General features: G+C 63.3%; 17 protein-coding genes. 13 read left to right on the top strand and 4 right to left on the bottom strand.

Going from position 1 to position 21,769, the window contains the following annotated elements:
• Window positions 1-7 precede the first annotated feature (7 nt).
• The 3 genes from GGR38_RS04530 to GGR38_RS04520 are packed head-to-tail and all read left to right on the top strand — an operon-like array spanning window position 8 to window position 3,461.
• Complete coding sequence (locus GGR38_RS04530; protein WP_183623148.1) at window positions 8-1,126, top strand: LLM class flavin-dependent oxidoreductase; 1,119 nt, start codon at window positions 8-10, stop codon at window positions 1,124-1,126.
• Between the two features lie 35 nt (window positions 1,127-1,161).
• Window positions 1,162-2,496 carry an LLM class flavin-dependent oxidoreductase gene (locus GGR38_RS04525; RefSeq protein ID WP_183623146.1) on the top strand — a complete coding sequence of 445 codons (1,335 nt, stop codon included), beginning with the start codon at window positions 1,162-1,164 and terminating at the stop codon, window positions 2,494-2,496.
• Window positions 2,493-3,461 carry an ABC transporter substrate-binding protein gene (locus GGR38_RS04520; RefSeq protein WP_183623144.1) on the top strand — a complete coding sequence of 323 codons (969 nt, stop codon included), beginning with the start codon at window positions 2,493-2,495 and terminating at the stop codon, window positions 3,459-3,461. Before GGR38_RS04525 ends, GGR38_RS04520 begins: the two co-directional genes overlap by 4 nt.
• 44 nt (window positions 3,462-3,505) lie before the next feature.
• On the opposite strand, the gene GGR38_RS04515 is transcribed toward GGR38_RS04520, so the two are convergent.
• Genes GGR38_RS04515 through GGR38_RS04505 form a run of 3 tightly spaced genes read right to left on the bottom strand, consistent with a single transcriptional unit; the run spans window position 3,506 to window position 6,761 of the window.
• Window positions 3,506-3,868: a 4Fe-4S dicluster domain-containing protein gene (locus GGR38_RS04515; RefSeq protein ID WP_183623142.1), complete on the bottom strand. Its 363-nt coding sequence runs from the start codon at window positions 3,866-3,868 to the stop codon at window positions 3,506-3,508.
• Entirely contained in the window at window positions 3,865-5,430 is a 1,566-nt protein-coding gene (locus tag GGR38_RS04510; RefSeq protein ID WP_343058980.1) for an FAD-binding protein, read from the bottom strand. The genes GGR38_RS04515 and GGR38_RS04510 overlap by 4 nt, the downstream gene beginning before the upstream one ends.
• A complete protein-coding gene (locus GGR38_RS04505; protein ID WP_183623140.1) occupies window positions 5,427-6,761 on the bottom strand; it encodes an LLM class flavin-dependent oxidoreductase in 1,335 nt (444 codons plus the stop codon). Before GGR38_RS04505 ends, GGR38_RS04510 begins: the two co-directional genes overlap by 4 nt.
• A gap of 223 nt (window positions 6,762-6,984) precedes the next feature.
• On the opposite strand from GGR38_RS04505, the gene GGR38_RS04500 reads away from it, so the two are divergent.
• From GGR38_RS04500 to GGR38_RS04455, 10 genes are all read left to right on the top strand, one after another.
• The gene (locus tag GGR38_RS04500; protein ID WP_183623138.1) at window positions 6,985-7,821 is read left to right on the top strand and encodes a nitroreductase family protein; all 837 of its coding nucleotides are present in this window, start codon (window positions 6,985-6,987) and stop codon (window positions 7,819-7,821) included.
• Window positions 7,822-8,375: 554 nt separating this feature from the next.
• Window positions 8,376-9,362 (top strand): HlyD family secretion protein, encoded by a 987-nt coding sequence (locus GGR38_RS04495; protein WP_183623136.1) that lies wholly within the window; start codon window positions 8,376-8,378, stop codon window positions 9,360-9,362.
• An 8-nt stretch (window positions 9,363-9,370) separates the two neighbouring features.
• The gene (gene rbbA, locus GGR38_RS04490) at window positions 9,371-12,121 is read left to right on the top strand and encodes a ribosome-associated ATPase/putative transporter RbbA (protein ID WP_221227017.1); all 2,751 of its coding nucleotides are present in this window, start codon (window positions 9,371-9,373) and stop codon (window positions 12,119-12,121) included.
• Window positions 12,118-13,245, top strand: a complete 1,128-nt coding sequence (locus tag GGR38_RS04485; protein ID WP_183623134.1) for an ABC transporter permease — start codon at window positions 12,118-12,120, stop codon at window positions 13,243-13,245. Before rbbA ends, GGR38_RS04485 begins: the two co-directional genes overlap by 4 nt.
• 29 nt (window positions 13,246-13,274) lie before the next feature.
• Window positions 13,275-14,762 carry a TolC family protein gene (locus GGR38_RS04480; protein WP_183623132.1) on the top strand — a complete coding sequence of 496 codons (1,488 nt, stop codon included), beginning with the start codon at window positions 13,275-13,277 and terminating at the stop codon, window positions 14,760-14,762.
• On the top strand, window positions 14,759-16,513 hold the full coding sequence (locus GGR38_RS04475; RefSeq protein ID WP_183623130.1) for a PHA/PHB synthase family protein: 1,755 nt from the start codon (window positions 14,759-14,761) through the stop codon (window positions 16,511-16,513). Before GGR38_RS04480 ends, GGR38_RS04475 begins: the two co-directional genes overlap by 4 nt.
• Window positions 16,514-16,515: 2 nt before the next feature.
• Entirely contained in the window at window positions 16,516-17,937 is a 1,422-nt protein-coding gene (locus GGR38_RS04470) for a bifunctional enoyl-CoA hydratase/phosphate acetyltransferase (protein WP_183623128.1), read from the top strand.
• Entirely contained in the window at window positions 17,934-19,133 is a 1,200-nt protein-coding gene (locus GGR38_RS04465) for an acetate/propionate family kinase (RefSeq protein ID WP_183623126.1), read from the top strand. Before GGR38_RS04470 ends, GGR38_RS04465 begins: the two co-directional genes overlap by 4 nt.
• Window positions 19,130-19,903, top strand: a complete 774-nt coding sequence (gene fabI, locus GGR38_RS04460) for an enoyl-ACP reductase FabI (RefSeq protein WP_183623124.1) — start codon at window positions 19,130-19,132, stop codon at window positions 19,901-19,903. The genes GGR38_RS04465 and fabI overlap by 4 nt, the downstream gene beginning before the upstream one ends.
• A gap of 39 nt (window positions 19,904-19,942) precedes the next feature.
• A complete protein-coding gene (locus GGR38_RS04455) occupies window positions 19,943-20,569 on the top strand; it encodes a TetR/AcrR family transcriptional regulator (protein ID WP_183623122.1) in 627 nt (208 codons plus the stop codon).
• A 178-nt stretch (window positions 20,570-20,747) separates the two neighbouring features.
• On the opposite strand, the gene GGR38_RS04450 is transcribed toward GGR38_RS04455, so the two are convergent.
• A complete protein-coding gene (locus GGR38_RS04450; RefSeq protein WP_183623120.1) occupies window positions 20,748-21,758 on the bottom strand; it encodes a DUF8021 domain-containing protein in 1,011 nt (336 codons plus the stop codon).
• Between the last annotated feature and the right edge of the window lie 11 nt (window positions 21,759-21,769).

Raw genomic sequence — 21,769 nt, 5'->3', positions numbered from 1 at the left:
ACACTCCATGTCCGAAAACCCTTCTGATGCCGTCAAGTTCATCGGCTATATCGGCTTTAACAATGCCTCGGAAATCCACGGGCCCGTGCAGAGCCGCGCGCTCGACCGCGCTTATGTCGATGCCGCCGCGCGGGGCCAGGAAGAGGTCGGCTTTGATCGCGTGCTGATCCCCTTCGGCTCGAACAGCCCGGAGAGCCAGATCGTGGCCGCCCATGCCGCCGCGATCACGAACAAGCTCGGTTTCCTTGTTGCCCATCGCCCCGGTTTTACCCAGCCCACGCTGGCCGCGCGGCAATTGGCGACGCTCGATCAATTGTCGGGCGGGCGCATCGCGGTGCATATCATCACCGGCGGGGCCGATGAGGAAATGGCCCGCGACGGCGATGTGAACTCGATCAAATCCGAACGTTACGCGCGCAGCGACGAATATATCGACATCCTGCGCCGCGAATGGACTGCCACCCAGCCCTTTGACCACAAGGGTCGCTTTTATGAGGCGCGCGGGGCCTTTTCCTCGATCAAGCCCGACAATCTGCCGGTCTTCTTCGGCGGCTCCTCGCCCGAGGCGATTGAGGTGGCCGGGCGTCATGCCGATGTCTATGCGCTGTGGGGCGAAACGCTGGAGCAGGTGCGCGAGAATGTGCTGGCCGTGCGCCATGCGGCTGCGAAACACGGGCGGCGTCCGGGCTTCTCGCTCTCGCTGCGCCCGGTCATCGCCGATACCGAGGAAGCGGCATGGAAGCGCGCCGCGGAGATCGAGGATCAGGTCCGCGCCCATCGCGAGGCCGCCGGTCTGCCCACCGCCGGCCACCGCCCGCCCAATGAAGGCTCGCTGCGCCTGCTGCAAACCGCGCAGGGCAACCGCCGCGATGGCCGTTTGTGGACGGGTGTCGCCGCGCTGACCGGGGCGCAGGGCAATTCGACCGGCCTTGTCGGCACGCCCGAACAGGTGGCCGACGCCATGCTCGACTATTTCGACATCGGCATCGACCATTTCCTCATTCGCGGCTTTGAACCGCTCGACGATGCGCTGCTCTATGGCCGCGAATTGCTGCCGCTGGTGCGCGCCAAGGTGGCGCAGCGCGTGGCAGAGCTCAAGGGCCAAACCGCCGCGTTGGCCGGCTGAAACCAATCCCCCGCATTCCCAAAGGAACCATCCTCATGTCAAAACGTCAACTTCGCCTTGGCTTCATCCTGCACGGCGTCGGCCCCGGCTGGGACGACTGGCGCCACCCCGATGCGCAGGTCGATGCCTCCACCAGCCTGTCCTTCTACAAGCGTCAGGCGCAGGCCGCCGAGCGCGGCAAGTTCGACTATCTCTTCGTGGCCGACAGCGTTTCGATCAACGCGCGTTCCTCGCCGCATTACCTCAACCGTTTTGAACCGCTGACCATCCTGTCGGCCATGGCGGTGGTGACCGAGCATATCGGTCTGGTCGGCACGGCGACCGTCACCTATACCGAGGCCTTCAATCTGGCCCGCCAGTTCGCTTCGCTGGACCATATCAGCGGCGGGCGCGCGGGCTGGAATGTCGTCACCTCCTGGCTGGAGGGCAGCGCCGCCAATTACGGCAAGTCCGAGCATCTGGCCCATGACACGCGCTATCGTCTGGCGGCCGAATATCTCGATGTGGTCAAGGGTCTGTGGGACAGTTGGGAAGACGATGCGCTGGTGCGCGACAAGGAGAGCGGCCAGTTCCTCGATCCCGACAAGCTGCATGAGCTGAACCACAAGGGCGAGTTCCTCTCGGTCAAAGGCCCGCTCAATATCTCGCGCAGCCCGCAGGGACAGCCGGTGATCTTTCAGGCCGGATCGTCCGAGGACGGGCGCAATTTTGCCGCCAAATCCGCCGAGGCGATTTTTACCCATCAGGAAAATATCGAGGAAGCCCAGAGCTTTTACGCCGACGTCAAGGCACGCGCGCGCGGCTTTGGCCGCGATCCCGATCAGCTCTTCATCGTACCCGGCGCCCGCGTGATCGTGGGCAGCACCGAAGAGGAGGCCCAGCGCCTGCATCAGGAACTGGCTGGTCTGGTCAGCCTTGAAAACGCCCTGCGCGCACTGGGCCGATCCTTCAATGACCATAATTTCAGCGTCTATGATCCCGATGGCGCTTTCCCGGTCGAGGTGGCGGTCGAAGGTTATAAATCGAACCAGTCGGCCTCCGAGCGCATTCTGGAACTGGCCAGGCAGGGCTTGACTCTGCGCGAGATCGCCCTGCGCGCGGCCACCCCGCGCAGCCAATTCACCGGCACGCCTGAACAGATCGCGGACCGTTTCCAGCAATGGCTGGAAACACGCGCCTCGGACGGGTTCAACCTGTTTGAATCTTTGCCGGGCCAATTGGACGTCTTTGTCGATCAGGTCGTGCCGATCCTGCAGGAGCGCGGGATTTATAAGACCGACTACACCGGCGCCACCTTCCGCGAGGGGCTGGGGCTGGACAAGCCGGTCAACCGCTACACCGCCGCGCGAGCCGAGCGCAGCGCGGCATGATCGAGGCGACATTGTGGAACCGGCGCGGCGCTCTGGCCGCGTTGGGATTTGGGGCGGGCGCTTTGGCGCTCGCCGGTTGTCGCGGTGGGGGCGAAAAGGTGCTGCGCGTCGGCTCGCAAAAGGGCGGGACCAAGGCGCTGGTGCTGGCCTCGGGCGTGCTGGAAGGCGCGCCCTATCGCGTCGAATGGTCCGAATTTCCCGCCGCCCAGCATTTGCTGGAGGCTTTGGGGTCGGATGCGGTCGATATCGGGCTGATTGGCGATGCGCCTTTCCTGTTTGCCTATCAAACCGGCAAGCCCTTGAAGGCTGTGGCCGCGCGGGTTTCGCATCCGCGCCCGGCGGGCATTCTCTCGATTCTGGTGCCGGGCGCATCGCCGGTGTACAAACCGGCTGATCTAAAGGGGCGCAAGATCGTGACGGGGCGGGGCAGCATCGGCCATTTCCTCGCGCTCAAAGTGTTTGAGAATGCCGGGATCAAGCCGGGCGAGGCTGAGCTGATCTTTATGACGCCATCGGATGCGGCGGCGGCCCTGCGCTCGGGCGCGGTGGATGCGTGGAGCACATGGGGTCCCTATGTGCCCACCGGACAGGCCGCGGGCGACCGAATTCTGGCCGATGGCAGCGATCTGTTCGACGCCTGCTCGTTCGATGTGGTCCATGAAAATGTACTGCGCGACAAGCCCGACCTGCTCGTCGATTTTCTGGCCCGCGAGGCGCGCGCGATGGAATGGCGCAAGGCTCATGTGGCCGATTATGCCAAGGTGCTGGCCAAGGAAACCGGCCTGCCTTTGCCGATTGCTCAGGCAACGGCAGAGCGTTCGCTGGTGGTGGATGGGCCGGTCACGCCTGAATTGGTGGCGCGGCAACAGGGCATTCTGGACACTTTCGTGCGCGCCGGGGCGCTGGAGGCCAAGCGGCCCGTGGCGGACGGCTATGTGCTGACGTCACAATTGCCCAAAGCCTAGGAAGTTTGTGGAGACGCCGGGCATTGGCGTCTCCACAAACGCCATCAGACGCCCCTGCGCTGCGCCTGATACCGCCTCGCGGCGATTTCCGCCCCCTCGCCCAGCAGGGGGCCAAGTTTGCGATATTCATCCAGATGGCCCGCCTCACCGGGCCGGTCCCAGCCATGATCACGCCAGATCACGCCCAGATGGGGCAGCGGATCGGCCCCCGGTTCGGGCGCAAACTGATCAGGCGCGACATAGATGGCTTGCCTGTCGCAATAGAGTTCGCACATATAGCAGGTCTGGCAGGCATCAAGGCGCGCAATGACGGGCACCTGCGGCCCATCGTCCAGCACAAATGTGGGGCATACGCTGACGCATTGCGCGCAATTGTTGCATTTGTCGGCAAGGATTTGGGCAATCATGCGAATTCGGCCTGTTGAGAGTGGATGCAGATCGTGTCCAGCCCGCTGACCCGTTGGCGCTGGGTGGGCCCGGTGGCCTCGGGATAATCGGCGCGCTGGTGCAGGCCCCGGCTCTCCTTGCGCCCGCGCGCGGCTGCGATGGTCCATCGCGCCCCGGCCACGAGAGCCGCCGTTTCGCGCAGAGACACCAGCGCGGGGCCTCTGGCCCGGCCATGGGCGGACAATTCGCTCCAGATGGCCTCCAGCCTTTCGCCTGAGGCGGCGTAGCTGGCCTCATCACGCGTAAAGACATGGGCATAGCCGTGGATTTCATGATCGACGGCGCGGTGGATCGCGGTGACATCGATGGTGCGCTCGGCATGATGCGGCGCAATGGCGATACGGCCAAGCCCATGGACGGGGGCCGAGGCGCCCTTGCGCGCTAAACTTTCGCGCGCCGCCGCCGTACCCGCAATCCGGCCAGAGGAAAGCGCCCATGCCGAATTGACCGCCCCGCCGCCGCTGTTCGCGCCTGCGACCAATTCGCGCGTGGCCGCATCGCCAATGGCGAACAGGCCCGGCGCGCTGGTTCGGCATTCGGCATCGGTCAGATCGAGGCCGCCCGTGCCCCGGATCGTGCCCTCGCCAAACAATTTGACCGGGAAGCGATCGCGAAACAGGTCGATCCCGCGCCGTTCAAAGGGGGCGGGGGTGAAGGGCTGGATCTGGCGCAGGATGGGGCGCAGGGCCTTTGGCGCATGGGACAGATCGGCCAGCACCGGCCCCGCCAGCATCGCATGGCCCAGCGCGCGATTATGCGCATGGCCCGCCGCGCGCGAGGGAGGAATGTCCAATTCGCGCCCATCGGCGTCATAATAGACCGCGCCCGTATAGGGCAGCGTGCGGGTCGAAGCCCATGCGGGCGAGATTGACCAGCTTGGCCCGAACTCCATACCCGACAGGGCCACGCCCGCTTCGGCGGCCATCAATTGGCCATCGCCGGTGTTGGTGTGGCTGCCGATCAGGCCGGAGCGGAAAGCATTGCCGCCGGTGGCCAGAATGGTGGCATGGCTGCGGATTTCCCAATCCAGCCGCGCGCGCAGGGCATGGCCGCGTGCGCCTGCGATCCGGCCTTCATCATCGCGCAGCAATTCGATGGCCGGATGATGGTCGAGCACCGTCACGCCAGCGTTCAGAGCAGCCAGGCGCAAGGCGCGCATATATTCCGACCCTCTCACACCCGAATAATAAGTGCCGCCCGCCCCATCGCTGCCAAAGGGATAGTGCGGCGCAAGGCTGGGGAGATAGCGCCATGTCAGGTCGAGGATGCGCGCCATCCATTCCGGATCGCCCAGCCCCTGCGCCTTGCCGCTCTGGCGGGCGATGGCCTCTTCGCGGCGGGCGGGATCGGGGGCCACCCACCAGTGGTTGGGGCCGCCCATCGCGGTGACGCCGCTGGTGCCCATATAGCCTTTGTCGGCGACCACCACCCGCGCCCCGGCCTGCGCGGCGGCGATGGCGGCCCATCCCGCCGCCATGCCGCCGCCGATAATCAGGACGTCCGTTTCCAGATGGATGCTCACTCGGCGGCCTCGGCCAGCGGCGAGGCGTTGCGGTTTTCCGGCACCGGAATGCCCAGATGACCGCGCAGCGTGTCGGCCTCATAACGGGTGCGGAACAGGCCGCGCTTTTGCAGGATCGGGACCACGCGCTCACGGAAGATCTGGAAATCGCGCGGGTTGGTGACGCGCAGGTTGAAGCCATCGGCGGCGCGGCCGGTGAACCAGCGCTCGATCTCGTCGGCCACGGTTTCCGGCCCGCCGATGAAGGGCGATTTCCAGCGGCCAAGGTGCCATGCCGCCTCGCGCAAGGTGTAACCCTTTTCGCGCGCCACGCGGATGATCTTTTCGGCATGGCCCTTATAGCTGTTGAGCGTGACGCCGGTCAGATCGGGGAAGGGGGCGTCGGGGTCATACTGGCGGAAATCGTGATAGTTGAAGGCGCGGCCCAGCCCGACCAGCAGCTTGTCGAGGCTGAGCGCTTCTTCCTGCGTGGCGTGGAGGCGCTGGGCTTCCTCGTCCGTGTCGGCCAGGGTGGGGAACAGGCCGGGCAGGACCACGACATGATCGGGATTGCGACCCAAAGCGGCGGCGCGGTTTTTCAGGTCGGCGTAATATTGCTGGCCCGCCTCGAAATCCTGCGCGGCGGCAAAGGCGCCATCAGCGATCTGGGCGCCAAGGTTGCGGCCTGCGTCGCTGTCGCCTGCCTGAAAGATCACCGGCTGACCCTGCGCGCTGCGTTGCAGGGCGAGGGGGCCATCGACGCGGAAGAATTTGCCTTTGTGGTTCAGCTTGTGCAGCTTGCTCTTGTCGAGGAACAGGCCCGCCGCCTTGTCGCGCACGAAGGCATCGTCTTCATAGGAATCCCACAATCCCTGCACCACGCGGACAAATTCCAGCGCGCGGTCATAGCGTTCGGCATGGTCGAAATGCTCGTCGCGCCCGTAATTGCGCGCCGCGCCCTCAAGCCCGGTGGTGACCACATTCCACCCCGCGCGGCCCCGGCTGATATGGTCGAGGCTGCCGAACTGGCGCGCGACATTATACGGTTCCCAATAGGATGTGGTCAGCGTGCCGACCAGACCGATCCGGCTGGTATGCGTGGCCAGCGCCGAGAGCAGCGTGAGCGGTTCGAGCCGGTTAAGGAAATGGGGCGCGGTGTCGGGCGTGATATAGGGGCTGTCGACGATGAACACGAGATCGAAGAGCGAGGCTTCGGCCTTCTTCGCATTCTCGATGTACCAGTCAATATTGACGCTGGCGTCCGAGGGCAGAGCCGGATCGCGCCAACTGTTCTGATCGGTGCCGACGCCTTCGAGAATGGCGCCCAAATGAAGTTGGCGGGTCTGGCTCATGGGTGGTTCTTTCGCGATTGCTGAATAGCGCCAAGGATAGATGCCGGGCGGGGCGCGTTAAAAACGAGAGCTGCTGATAGGCTTATGAGAAAGTGCCCGCGCGATTGGCCGACAGGCGGGATGAACACAGAAATCTCAATAGGAACGCAGGGCAGCATCATAAGACGGGCGAGCCGCCGGGCGCTATCCCATGGCGTGAAGGATCAATCTGTGGAGGTGCCCTATGGCGCTTGAAGACCCCGTTTCGCTGGCCGCCCATGCGGCGCTGGCCCGCCGCTATCGCTCCGCTGCGCCCGAGCGGATATTGTGGAACGACACGATCGCCGCCTTGCTCGATCATCGCACTGTGCGCGGGTTTCGCCCTGATCCGCTCTCGCCCGATCTGGTGCCGACGCTGGTCGCGGCGGCGCAGAGCGCTGCCACCTCGTCCAACCTGCAATTGTGGAGCGTGGTGGCGATTGAGGATGAGGAAAAGCGCAAGGAACTGGCCCGGCTGGCGGGCGGGCAGAAGCATATCGAACATGCTCCGCTGATCCTGCTGTTCGTGGCCGATTTGGCGCGGGCGGAGCTGGTGGCCGATGAGGCGCGCGCGCCCAAGGAAGGGTTTGAATATCTGGAGAGTTTTACCGTAGCGGCGGTGGATGCCGCGCTGGCCGCGCAAAATGCGGTGATCGCGGCGCAATCGCTGGGGCTGGGCACGGTCTATATCGGCGCGTTGCGCAATCATCCCGAAGAAGTGGCGAAGCTGGCCGGTCTGCCGCCGCGCGCGGCTGTGGTGTTCGGGCTGGTGGTGGGGTGGAGCGATGCCACGCGGCCTGCCGCGATCAAGCCGCGTTTGCCGCAATCGGTGGTTTTGCACCGCGAGGTCTATGATCTGGCCGGACAAAGCGCGGCGATTTCCGAGTATGACCGCGACGCACGCGCGTTTCAGGAAGAGCAGGGTCAAGACCCGGTGGGCTGGCGCGCGCTTGTGTTGGCGCGGGGCGCTTCGGCGGCCGCGCTGAACGGGCGTGACAGGTTGAAGGCGGCTTTGCGCGCGCTTGGTTTTGGTTTGAAGTAGAGACCGGATGATTTCTCGGCGAGGTCGTGCCGTTCGTCGAGAGCACAATTCGATTTAGCTGCTGCTTTATGGTCCACCACCGTACGCCGGAAAATATTCGACAGATATTCGGCGGTTTTGGGCTATGGCACGGGTTCTCAAGGAAGCTTCGCTAGGCGGTTTGGAAAAATTGGCGTTTGAGGTCAACCATGGCGAGCCGGGCCTGGAGTATCGAAGATAGAGATGCCGGGGACAGTATGGCCAAAAGCCGCCCGGCATGCCGTCAGCCATTGGCGGTGGCCGTAAAAGTCTTGCACGCAGGTGCGGACAAACGTTTCAGATCCGACACATAGAAAACTTGACATCCTGTTCAATTTTTTGTTGATCGAGTGTTGAGAGAGGCGGTCGCCCCGGAGTCGGCTTTGTGATTGCCGGCGATGGTGCGTCGTAATTCAAAATCAGAACATTCCGGCAGGCCGCAAAGGCCTTTCACTTTCCTTCCGGCTCAGGAGCCCGATGGTGATGCAGTGTGCTGATGCTCTTCTGTTGACAGTTCACGGCCGCAGGGGCGGCAGATGAAGCTTCATCGCATTCTGGCCGGGGCGGTCTTGCTGGCGCTGGCGGCGGGGGGCTATTGGGCATGGCACCATTTCATGCGCCGCGCCGAGCTTCCGGAATGGGTCTTGCGGAGCAATGGCCGGATCGAGATGACCCGGACCGATATTGCGGTGAAATATCCGGGGCGGCTGGCCTCCTTGATGGTTCGTGAAGGCGATGTGGTTCAGGCGGGCCAGATCCTGGCCGAACAGGACGAGAGTGATGTGCTGGCCCAGCTTGATGCGGCCAGAGCCTCGCGCGAGAGGGCATTGGGCGGCCTTGCCCGCGCGCGGGGCGAGCAGGCCGCGCACCGCAGTCAGGCCGAACTCGCCCGGCTCAACTGGTCGGAAACCGCGGGTCTTCATGCGCGCGATATGGTGTCGGATGTCGAACTGAAACAGCGCAATCTGGCGCTGGCGGGCGAGGCGGGCGGCGTCGAAGCTGCCGGCGGCGCCATTGGCGAGGCACGCGGCGCAATAGCGCAGGCCGATGCCCAGATCCGGCTGGTCTCGGCCATCCGCGCCGATCTGCATATCCGCTCGCCAGGGCCGGGCCGGGTAGAATATCGCATTGTGGAGCCGGGCACGATGATGGCGCCCGGCGGCAAGCTGTTATCGATCATCAACCCCGATGATGTCTATCTGACCATCTTCGTGCCCTCGGCCATTGTCTCGCGCATCCGGATCGGGGATGAAGCGCGCGTTCTGCCGCAGGGCTTTACAACCGCCTTGCCCGCCCGCGTCGGCTTTGTCTCGCCGGAGGCGCAGTTCACGCCCAAATTCGTGGAAACCGCCAATGAGCGGGACAACCTTTCCTATCGGGTGAAGCTTCAGATACCGGCGGAGGCGGCGCGGCGGTTTGCGGGCGTGCTGAAGGCCGGGATGACGGCCGATGGCTTTGTCCGCACCGATCCCGGCAAGCCATGGCCTGATTTGGGGCCTGATCGGGGAACAGCCGGGCGGTGAGCGAGGCGATGACCGGGGCGGCGGGAATGGGCGCCATGGCCATCATCCTTGAGGATGTTTCCCATCACTATGGTCCGGTTCAGTCCCTTGAAAAAGTGAGCCTGCAATTGCCGCGCGGCGGCGCGGTTGCGTTTGTCGGGCCCGACGGGGTGGGTAAATCCACGCTGCTGGGCCTGATTTCCGGGGTGAAGCGCGTTCAGCAGGGCAAGGTCGGCGTGCTCGGCTTCGACCTTGCGCGGCGCGGGGATCGCGCGGCTTTCCTCTCCCGCGTGGCCTATATGCCGCAAGGTCTGGGGCGCAATCTCTATCCCACGCTTTCCGTGGCCGAGAATATCGACTTTTTCGGCCGTCTGTTCGGTCTGGGCGGGGCCGAACGCGGTGCGCATATGAAGCGCCTGCTTGAGGCGACGGGACTTGCGCCCTTCCCCGACCGGCCTGCGGGCAAGCTTTCGGGCGGGATGAAGCAGAAGCTGGGTCTGTGCTGCGCGCTCGTGCACGATCCTGACCTGCTGATTCTGGACGAGCCTACCACGGGTGTTGATCCTCTGTCGCGGCGTCAGTTCTGGGAACTGGTCGATGCCATGCGGGCGGAGCGTCCCGAACTGACCGTGCTGGTTTCAACCGCCTATATGGAAGAGGCCGAGCGCTTCGATCATCTGGTGGCGATGGACGAAGGGCGCATCATCGCGCAGGGGCCGACGCGCGACATTCTGGCGCAAACCGGGGCCTCGACGCTGGAGCAGGCCTATATCAGCCTGCTGCCCGAGGCGAAGCGGCCTGCGGGCGAATTGCTCAATGTCGCGCCATGGCAGGACAAGGGCGAGGCGCCCGCGATAGAAGCGCAGCATCTGGTGCGCCGTTTCGGCGATTTCGTGGCGGTCGATGACGTCAGCTTTCGGATCGGCCGGGGCGAGATTTTCGGCTTTCTGGGTTCCAATGGTTGCGGCAAGACCACGACCATGAAAATGCTGACCGGGCTGCTCGATGCGAGCAGCGGGACCGCAACCCTGTTCGGGCGGCCGATCACCGCCGGAGATATGCAGACGCGCATGCGTGTCGGCTATATGTCGCAGGCTTTCTCGCTTTATGAAGAATTGACCGTCGAGCAGAATCTGGCCCTGCATGCCCGCCTTTATCGCGTGCCGCAGGCTGAGGCGGGGGCTCTGGTGAACGATGTCATGGCGCAATATGCGCTGCTCGATCATGCCCGTGCCCTGCCCGCCGCGCTGCCGCTGGGCATACGTCAGCGGCTGCAACTGGCGGCGGCCTGTCTGCACAAGCCCGAAATCCTGATCCTCGACGAGCCGACCTCGGGCGTTGATCCGGCGGCGCGCGACATGTTCTGGGGCCATTTGCTGCGCCTCTCGCGCGAGGACCGCGTGACGATCTTTGTCTCAACCCATTTCATGAACGAGGCCGAGCGGTGCGACCGGATTTCGCTGATGGATCGCGGGCGGGTGCTGGCGGTCGGAACACCGGCCGAACTGACGCGCCAATACCATGCGCAGCGTTTGGAAGATGCGTTCATCGCGGTGCTGGAGGATAATTCGACCGAAGCGGCGATGGTTGCGCCCCCGGCCGTTGCGGACCCGGCCGAGCAGAAACAGGTTGAGGCCGCCAACAGGCATGGCGGATGGGCGGGTTGGCTGGGCTTTGCATGGGCCTTTGCCCGGCGCGAGGCGACCGAACTGGCGCGGGACCGCATCCGCATGGGCTTTGCATTGGCAGGCCCGATCATCCTGCTTTGCATTTGCGCCTTCAGCATCTCCTTTGACGTGCAGAACATCCGCATGGCGGTGCTCGATCATGATCAGAGCGCGACCAGCCGCGATCTGATCCGCCGCTTTGAGGGTTCCCGCTATTTTGTGGAAACCCGCCCCATCGGCAGCGAGGAAGACGCGCATGACCGCTTGCGCGAGGGGGGCGTCCAGATGGTGCTGGATATTCCGCCGGGCTTTGGCCGCGATCTGGCTGCGGGGCGCAAGCCGGATCTGGGGGTTTTCATTGATGGCGCCAGCCCCTTTCTGGCCGCGAACATTCAGGGCTATGCCGATGCGATCATTCTGGCCTATTCGCTCGACAGGCTGGGGGGAGCCTCAACCGCCGTCGCGCTGCCTGCCTTGATCGAACCCCGTTTCATCTACAATCAGGATTTTCGCAGCATCTACGCGATCACGCCGGGCGTGCTGATGCTGACGATGATCCTGATCCCCGCGATGCTGACCGCGCTTGGCATCGTGCGCGAAAAAGAGATCGGCTCGATCATCAACCTCTATGCCTCGCCCGCCGGGGCGGGGGCTTTCCTGATCGGCAAGCAGGCGCCCTATGTCGTTCTGGCCATGGTAAGTTATTGCAGCCTGGTGGCGCTGATCGTGACGGTTCTGGGGGTGCCGCTCAAGGGGTCCCTGTTGGCGCTGACGATGGGCGCGCTGCTGTTCGTGCTGGCGTCCACCGGCCTTGGCATGATGATCTCGACCTTCGTTCGCACCCAGGTCGCCGCGATTTTCGCCACGGCGCTGATCTGCCTCATCCCTTCCGTGAATTTTTCGGGCCTGCTCTATCCGGTCTCGACGCTGCTGGACGGCAGCTATTGGATTGGCATCATCTTTCCCTCCTCGTGGTTTCAGATCATCAGTCTGGGAACCTTCACCAAGGGCCTTGGTCCGGCCAGCTTCGGCACGGCCTATCTGGCGCTGGGGCTGTTTGCCCTCATCGTCATCATGGCCTCGCGGCTGATGCTGGGAAAGCAGGAGGTATGAAACGCTGGGCGATCAACGTCTGGTTGCTCGGCGTCAAGGAATTGCGCAGCGTTCTGAAGGATGTGACGCTGATGGCGCTGATCCTGTTTGCCTTTACCATCGCCATCCAACTGGTGGCCACCGGGCTCAAGGCCGAGGTATCCAATGCCTCGGTGGCCATTGTTGATGATGACCACAGCGAACTCTCACGGCGCCTGCGCGATGCGGTGCAGCCGCCCTATTTCAAACCGCCGGTGGATATTGCGCGTGAGGATGTCTCCGCCGCGATGGACGGGGGACGCTATATTTTCGTGATCGAGATCCCGCCGCGATTTCAGGCCGATGTTCTGGCCGGACGCAGCCCGGCGGTTCAGATTCTGGTCGATGCCACGGCCATGACGCAGGCGGGGCTGGGGGCTGTCGATTTCCAGCGGATCTTTGCCGCAGAGACGCTCGATTTCCTGCATGCGCGCGGCCTGGTGGCGGCTCTGCCCGTCACGGTGACCAGCCAGATCTTCTTCAACCCCAATTCGGAATCGGCCTGGTACAGTTCGGTGATGCAGATCGTGACGAATGTGACGGTCCTCTCGATCATCCTTGTGGGCGCGGCGGTGATCCGTGAGCGCGAGCATGGCACGATCGAACATCTGCTGGTCATGCCCGTGCGCGCCAGTGAAATCGCCTTTTCCAAAATTCTGGCCAATGGTCTGGTCATCTTTCTGGCCTCGATCGCGTCCCTGTGGTTCGTGGTCCATGGATTGCTGGCGGTGCCGCTTGCGGGCTCTCTGGCGCTTTTTGCCGCCGCGATGGTGCTCTATCTCTTTTCGGTGACCTCGTTGGGCATGTGGATGGCGACGCTGGCGCCCAGTATGCCGCAATTCGGCCTGTTTGCCGTGCCGGTCTATGCCATCGCCTATCTGCTGTCCGGGGCCGCCACGCCGCTTGAGAGCATGCCGCCCGCCATCCAGATGGTGGCAAGGCTGCTGCCCACGACCCAATTTGTCAGCCTTTCGCAGGCGGTGCTCTATCGCGGCGCGAAAACCGCCACCGTATGGCCCGAACTGGCCATGATCTGCGGCTGGGGCGTGCTGTTCGTTGCCCTTGCGGTGCAGCGCTTCCGCTCGATGCTGGAGCGTCAGGGATGAAAGCAAAAATCATGCATAAAGGCCCAAAGATGACCCTGCGTGCTCTGGCGTCGGCGGGCGCGGCGCTTGGTCTGGCGGCTTGCGCATCGGCGCCCCCGCCGGCTGCTCCGCAGGCGATGGTTTCCGCGCCCGCGCGCTTTGCCGCGCCGGAGGCCTTGCGGCCTTCGGCGGTGGCGCCTGATCGGTGGTGGACCCTTTGGGGCGATCCGGGGCTGGACGCGCTGGTCGAAAAGGCGTTGGCCGCCAATGCCGATATTCGCGTGGCGCAGGCCCATGTCAGGGCCGCAAGGGCGCTGGTGTCCGTGTCCGAGGCCGCGCTCTATCCTTCCGTGGCGGCCAATGGCGCGGCATGGGGCACGGTGGCCGATACGGGCGCCGATGGCGCTCTGGGGTCGCTTCTCACGCCTTTGTCCGAGGGCGCGACCGGCGGGGGCTATCTCGTGGGGCTTGGCGCGCAATGGGAGCCTGACGTGTTCGGGGGGCGCCACGCCGATGCCGATGCGGCCAGAGCCCTTGCCGACAGCGCGCAATGGCTGGCCCATGGCGTTGCGCTGACCGTGATCGGCGATGTCGTTGAAAATTATCAGCAATGGCAGGGGCTGCGCCGCCGCCTGATCATCCTCGATCAGAGCATAGCATCGGCGCGGCTGTTGGCCGATTATCTGGCTGCCCGGCAAGGGATGGGGCAGGCCAAGGCGCTGGACGTGACCAGAGCGAGGGCGGCGCTCGCCTCATTGGAGGCGGGCCGAGCGCCAATTCTGTCGCTGATCGACGCGCGGCGCAGGCGGCTTGCCGTGCTGGGCGGAGAATTGCCCGAAACGCTGCCTCCGGAGGCGGCTCAAGCGGACATGCTTGTGCCGCCGCCGCCTGCCGGTCAGCTTCCTTCGACCTTGCTGGAGCGCCGCCCCGATGTGCGCGCCAGAATGCTGATCGTTGCCGCGCGTGCGGCAAGGCTCAAAAGTCTGAAGGCAGATCTGATGCCTCGCTTCGGGATTACCTTCACGGGGCAGGATGGGCACATCGCCCTTTCCGGCCTGCCCGGTTTCGGCGGTCCGCTTGGTCTGGTGGGGGTGAAGGCCAGCGTTCCCATCTTTACCGGCGGATTGCTGCGCGGCCGGATTGCGGCCGGCCATGCCGAACTGGAGGCGGCGCTGGCCGGTCAGGATCGCGCCATTCTGCTGGCCCTTGAAGAGGTGGAGATCGCTTATGCCCTGCGCAGCGGCCTGGATGCGCGTCTGCGCGGGCTTGAGCAGGCGCGCGACCTGTCCGCCCGCCGCGTCGATCAGGCGCAAGCCTTCTATCGCGCGGGGCGCATGACCTTGGGCGACGTGTTGCAGGCGCAACTGGATGCTTTTTCCGATGCCGACAAGGCTGAGCAGGCAAGGGTGGCGCAAGGCAGTGCAACCGTGCAGCTCTATCGAGCCATGGCCGGTGGCTGGGGGGACAAGGCGTCCGCGCCTTCGGCCGCCACCATCCGGCCTCTACGCCAGAATGCGCAAAAGGGAGTCCAGCCATGACCGACACGTCATCCGCCCAAGCCGACGCAGATCCGCTTGATGGAATAGCCCAAACCCTCGACCATGCTTCCTTTGCCGCCATTGCCGGCGTCACGGGCGGACTGTCGCCCTTTACCGTGGCGCAGGCCATGTCCGATTGGGCGCTGCATCTTGCGGCATCTCCGGGGCGGCGGCTGGAACTGCTGGCCAAAGGAATGCGTAAAAGCCTGAGGCTGATCGATTATGTCGCGCATGGCGCTGATGGGGAACACCCCGCGATTGAGCCCTTGCCGCAGGATCGCCGCTTTGACGATTCGGCGTGGAAAATGCCGCCCTACAATCTGATCGCCCAATCCTTTTTGATGACGCAGCAATGGTGGCACGCGGCCACCACCGGCATTTCGGGTGTCGGCGCCCGCCATGAAGCGGTGACATCCTTCACCCTGCGGCAAATCCTCGATATGTTCGCGCCCAGCAATTTTATCCCGACCAATCCTGTGTTGCAGAGGCGGATCGTGGACACGGGCGGCATGTGTCTGGTCGAGGGCGCAAGATTGCTGATGGCGGACATCGAGGCGCTGGCCCGCGGCACCGCCGGGTCCGGCGATCAGCCCTTTCAGATCGGGCGCGACATTGCTGCGACCAAGGGCAAGGTGATTTATCGCAATCGCCTGATGGAATTGATCCAGTATGAGCCGACCACCGCAAAGGTCCGGCCGGAGCCGGTGCTGATCGTTCCGGCCTGGATCATGAAATATTATATTCTCGATCTGTCGGCGCACAATTCCCTGATCGGCTGGCTGGTGGGGCAGGGTTATACGGTTTTTGCGATGTCATGGCACAATCCGGTCAGCGCGGATCGCGATCTGGATATGGAGGACTATCGTTTGCTGGGCCCGATGGCCGCGCTGGATGCGATAACCGCCATCACCGGAGCGCCGAAAATCCATGCCCTTGGCTATTGCCTTGGCGGCACGCTGTTGGCCATTGCGGCCGCGGCAATGGCGCGCGATGGAGATGAACGGCTGGCCGGCATGACCCTGCTGGCCGCGCAAACCGAATTCAGCGAGCCGGGGGAACTGGGCCTTTTCATCGACGAGGCACAACTTAACCTGCTCGACAGCATGATGTGGGAACGCGGCTATCTCGACAGTGGCCAGATGGGCGGCGCTTTCCAGATGCTGCGCTCCAATGATTTGGTCTGGTCGCGCATTCTGAACGAATATCTGATGGGCGAGCGGCCAATCGCCAATGACCTGATGGTATGGAACGCGGATGGCACGCGTATGCCTTTTGCGATGCACAGTGAATATCTGCACAAGCTGTTCCTTAAGAACGATCTGGCCGAGGGGCGTTTTGTGGCGGGCGGTATGCCGGTCAGTCTGTCGGCGCTGAAAACGCCGATGTTTGTGGTGGGCACGCAAACCGATCATGTCGCGCCGTGGCGCTCGGTGCACAAGATCCACATGCTGACCGATGCAGAGATATGTTTCACGCTGACCAATGGCGGGCATAATGCGGGCATTGTTTCGGAGCCGGGACATAAAAACCGCCATTATCAACTTCTCACGCGCCCGGCCTGCGGTCCGGCCATGGCGCCGGATCTGTGGCTGGCGCAGGCCCCGGATCATCCCGGCTCGTGGTGGGAGGCGTGGGGCGAATGGCTCAGCGCCCGTTCCGGCAAGGCGGGTCCCCCGCCGCCCATGGGCGCGCCGGACAAAGGCTATGCCCCGCTGGCCGATGCGCCGGGCAGCTATATTCTGGAGAAGTAGTCATGACGCCTCCCGCAATGATCGAGAACCGTACCTTTGACGAGATCGCGATTGGCGACACCGCGAGCCTGTCGCGCAAGCTGAGCCAGCGAGACATTCAACTTTTCGCGTTGGTGTCGGGCGATGTGAACCCGGCCCATCTGGACCCCGAATATGCGGCTGGTGACATGTTTCACCATGTCATTGCGCATGGCATGTGGGGCGGAGGGTTGATTTCGGCGGTGCTGGGCACGGAACTGCCCGGTCCGGGCACCATCTATCTGGAACAGAGCCTGCGCTTTTTGCGGCCAGTGGCTCTTGGCGACACGATTACGGCGCGCCTCACCGTTTCGTCCAAGGCAGAAAAACACCATATCATCACGTTCGATTGCCTTTGCATCAATCAGGCGGGGGAAGAGGTCATCACCGGCGTGGCGACGGTTAAGGCTCCTACCGAAAAGGTGCGCCGGGCGCGAGCCACACTGCCCGATGTCAGCCTGTCCGACCACAGCGCGTATCGTCGCCTGATGGCGGCCGCCAGAGCCAGTACTGCGGTGAGCACCGCGATCGCCCATCCCTGCAGCGCCGCTGCCATCACGGCGGTTGCCGAGGCGGTGCAGGCCGGACTTATCATTCCCATCCTGGTCGGCCCCGAAGCCCGCATTCGCGCTGCGGCGCAGGAGGCCGGGGTGGATATCGCCCCCTTCCGCATCGTCAATGCGCCCCACAGTCATGCGGCCGCAGCGGCGGCGGTGGAACTGGTTCGCAATGGAGAGGCGGAGCTGTTGATGAAGGGCTCGCTTCATACCGACGAACTGATGGCAGCGGTGGTTTCGCGTGAGGCGGGGTTGCGCACCGAGCGGCGGGTCAGCCACGTCTATCTCATGGATGTGCCGGGCCACCCCACGCCCCTGATGATTACCGATGCGGCCGTCAACATCGCGCCGGGTCTGGAAGAAAAGGCCGATATCATCCGCAACGCCATCGACCTTGCGCATGTGATCGGTATTGCCCAGCCCAAGGTTGCCATCCTCTCGGCGGTGGAAATGGTGAACCCGGCGATTGCTTCGACAATTGACGCGGCGGCGCTGTGCAAGATGGCGGATCGGGGGCAATTTCCCGGCGCGCTGCTCGATGGCCCTCTGGCCTTTGACAATGCCATCAACGAGGCCGCGGCAAAGGAGAAGGGTATCGTCTCACCAGTCGCGGGCAAGGCGGAAATTCTCGTGGTTCCCAACCTTGAGGCGGGCAATATGCTGGCCAAGCAACTCACGTTTCTGGGCGGGGCGGATGCTGCGGGCATCGTATTGGGCGCGCGGGTGCCGATCATCCTGACCAGCCGGGCCGATAGTCTGAGCACGCGCCTTGCCTCTTGCGCCGTGGCTGTTCTGCTCGCCCATGCCGGGACGAAAGCGGCGCCCGGATTGTTTAGGCCAGCCTTATGAGCCGCGCCCTCATCAGCCTCAATTCAGGTTCATCCAGCATCAAGTTCGGCCTTTATACGCTGGATCAGGACGGGCCGCGCCATGCCGCCGGCGGCAAATTGGAGGGCATCGGCAGCGATCCGCGCATCCGCATTCGCCAGGATGACGGCGTGGTTCTGCTCGAAAAATCCTGGCCCGATGGGGCCGGGCTGACGCATGAGGAACTGCTGGGCGAATTGTTTGGCTGGGCGCAGGATCATCTGCGCGAGCATGAGATCGTCGCGGTGGGGCACCGGGTCGTGCATGGCGGCGGGATCTTCCGGGCGCCGCAAAGGATCGATGCGGCGCTGATCGCAAGGCTGGAGGCTTTCTGCCCGCTCGCGCCGCTGCATCAGCCCCACAATCTGGCCGCGATCCGCGAAATCGCCCGTATGGCGCCTCATCTGCATCAGGTCGCCTGTTTCGACACCGCGTTTCATCATGCCATGCCTGCTGTTGCCACGCGACTGGCCTTGCCGCGTCGGTTCGCGGAAAAAGGGCTTCGGCGTTACGGCTTCCATGGCCTGTCCTATGAATATATCGCCCGGCGGCTGGGCGAAATCGATCCCGGATTGGCCGCAGGGCGGGTGATCGTCGCCCATCTGGGCAATGGGGCCAGCCTTTGTGCGATGCGCGATGGGGCCGGCATCGACACGACCATGGGGTTTACTGCCCTCGACGGGCTGATGATGGGCACGCGCAGCGGCGCGCTCGACCCCGGGGCGGTGCTGCATCTGCAGCTTCAGGAGGGGATAAGCGCGCGGCAGGTTGAAGCCATGCTCTATGGCCAGTCGGGGCTGTTGGGCGTGTCCGGCGTTTCGGGCGATATGCGGGTGCTCCATGCCAGCGCGGACCCTCATGCGAAGGAGGCGATAGAGCTGTTCGTCTGGACCGTCGCGCGCCACATGGCCGCTCTGATCGGCTCGCTCGAAGGGCTGGACGGCATCGTCTTTACCGCCGGAATTGGCGAGAATGATGCGGCCATCCGCTCTGCCATCTGCGCGCGCATGGCATGGGCCGGGGTTGTTCTGGACGAGGCGGCCAATGCCGCGAACGCCCCGGTTATCACACGATCGGACAGCCGCATCGCGGTACGGGTCATGCCCACCGACGAGGAAAGCATGATTGCCTTCCACACTTTCAACAAGTTGCGCGATCAGCACGGAGCAATGGCATGAAACCTTTGGTAGATCTTTCGGGCAAGCGCGGCCTTGTGGTCGGGATCGCCAATGAGCACAGCATTGCTGCAGGATGCGCGGCAGCCTTCGCGCAATGCGGGGCCACGCTGGCCGCGACCTATCTCAACGATAAGGCAAAACCTTTTGTCGAGCCGGTAGCCGAACGATTGGGCGTGGAATGGTTGGCGCCTTGCGATGTGCGCGAACCGGGGCAACTTGAAGCGCTGTTCGATCAGGTGAAGGCGCGATGGGGAAAGCTGGATTTCCTGCTGCATTCCATTGCCTTTGCGCCGAAAGACGATCTTCAGGGCCGGGTGGTCGACTGCTCGGCAGAAGGCTTTGCTTTGGCCATGGATGTGTCATGCCACAGCTTTTTGCGGATGGCGCGTTTGGCCGAACCGCTGATGCAGGATGGGGGCTGCCTTTTGTGCGTCACCTTCTATGGCTCGGAGCGGGTGGTTGCGCATTACAACATGATGGGGCCGGTCAAGGCCGCATTGGAAAGCGCGACCCGTTATATTGCAGCCGAACTCGGCCCCAAAGGCATCCGCGCCCACGCCATCTCGCCCGGCCCCATCGCCACGCGCGCGGCGAGCGGGATCGCTCGTTTCGACGCATTGCTGGAGCGCGCTGCAGCCACCGCGCCGGAAGGCACGCTGGTTTCGATCGAAGATGTCGGCGCTTTGGCCGCTTTTCTGGCGAGCGATGCCGCGCGGCATATCACAGGCACTGTCGTTCCTATTGACGCCGGACAGCAATTGATGGCCTAAACGCGCCTCAAAATCCTTGCCGAACCCAAGAGTGCCCAGATGCCAAACCAGAGAAAGGCGCCCTACGGCCTGTCCGAGAAGCGCGAAATGACCCGCGCGCAAAATATGGAAAAGATTGATGCCGCAGCGTGGAAAGTCTTTTCGAATCTAGGGCTTGATGGCGCCACGGTGCGCGACATTGTGAGCGAGAGCGAGGTTTCGGCGGGAAGTTTCTATAATTATTATCGGACGAAAGAGGCAGTGTTTGACAAGTTGGTCGCCCAACTCATCGAACGGATCCGTCTTGAGATCGCGGCGGCAAGAGATGGCGCCAAAGACATCGAGACGATGTTGTGTCAGGGCTATGGCGCTTTCATGCACATGCTGCTTTCCGTGCCGGGCGGCGCTGAATTTTTTGAACGCAACCAGCATCATATAAGGTCGAGATTGTTCGGGTCTGCGCAAATCAGGGCCTTGCTGGCGGATATTGAAATGGACGTTGCAGAACTGGGGGCTCTCGACAGGCTTTCGGAAAGCGAGCGCAAACTTCTGGTCTCGATCATGTTTGCAAGCGGTACGGAAGCCATATTTGGCGCATTGAAAACCCGCAACGCCGATATCCAGGGCTTAGCCCGGTTTCTCGCCAGACTTCTGGCTCACGGCATTAACGCAAGCCATAAGGATTGAGGCGGCCCCACTTTTTGACCCTGTCCCTGAAAACGCCTCCAGAAAGAATGAGAGAAATCCGGCCGATCCGGGACAGGGCCATTTTGAGCCTTGAGATTCGGTCAGGACGCCTTGCGAGATGAGCGTATTACTTCATGGCGTACGAGGATTTTAACTTTGTTCCCGCCGAGATAACCTCTCAATCCATAGGCGGATTGGACGCAGCGAGCGGCGAAGCCGGCGGCAAAGGGGGCGGAACAGTCAAGCCGCCTTTGCGCCGGTCGGGATATCTGGTCCACGGCGAACGCATGTAATAAGGCACTTGGATGAAGGTGGCCTCGATCGCCGTGATCTGACCGTCCTTTATCTTGAAAAGTTCCAGCACGCTCCAGCTTTGCGGTTCGCGAAAGATCGAGCGCGTTTTTGTGCCGTCGGTCAGTTCGAAATTGTCCAGCACGCCCTTGTGGTCAATAAACGCCCGCGACATGACGATACCGCGTGCCTCATCAACAAGGAAATATTCCCTGTCGCGTACCCTTTCATTGAAGCGATAGCGTCCGGCACGGAAGTTCTTTTCGATTTCCGGAAATTCCATCCCGTTTTCAAATCGTTTGGCATCCGGGGCAAAGCGCGTGCTGCGGATCGTGCCGTCGTTGTTCTCCAGCGTGGTGAAATATCCGTCGGCAAGGGCGACCATCGCGCGTCGGCCGGACTTTTCCGCCAAAGCGACAGGCTGGGCCAGATCCGGATTATGCACAAAGCCCTCGACCTGTCCTATCGGTGTAGGCGGCGCGGACAGATTGCGTTTGGTCGAGATGATATGCTCCACCTCTGTGATCCTGCGCCCGATCACTTTGAGACGGATTGCCAGAAATCCGGGCACGTCGTGCTGCTGGATCGAGGTGTAGATGCCCACCTGGCCCGTTAGCGGATCGGACACCGTCAGCGCCGGGCCGATTTCCCGCGCAACCGTGTGCCATGTTCCGTCCGGCAGCGGCATTTCCACGTTGTTTTCGGTAAAACGCACATGTTTTGCCAGCGGGGCGAGCGCAGGATCATGGGCCAGATACGCCTTGCGATAGGTTGCAGCAATTTGTTCCAGACATGTCTTGTTGCATGCTGGTGGCGAGGCCGCCGACGCCTGAACCGGAAGCAGCAGGCAAATCCCGCCAAGCAGTCCGGCAAGCGATTTTTTCGTCACCATGGTCATCCCCGTTTGCT

This window comes from Novosphingobium sediminicola, from assembly GCF_014196525.1.
Taxonomy (GTDB): domain Bacteria; phylum Pseudomonadota; class Alphaproteobacteria; order Sphingomonadales; family Sphingomonadaceae; genus Novosphingobium; species Novosphingobium sediminicola.
Note: the sequence above shows the minus strand (reverse complement) of the source record. Positions and strands in the feature narration are given on the sequence as shown.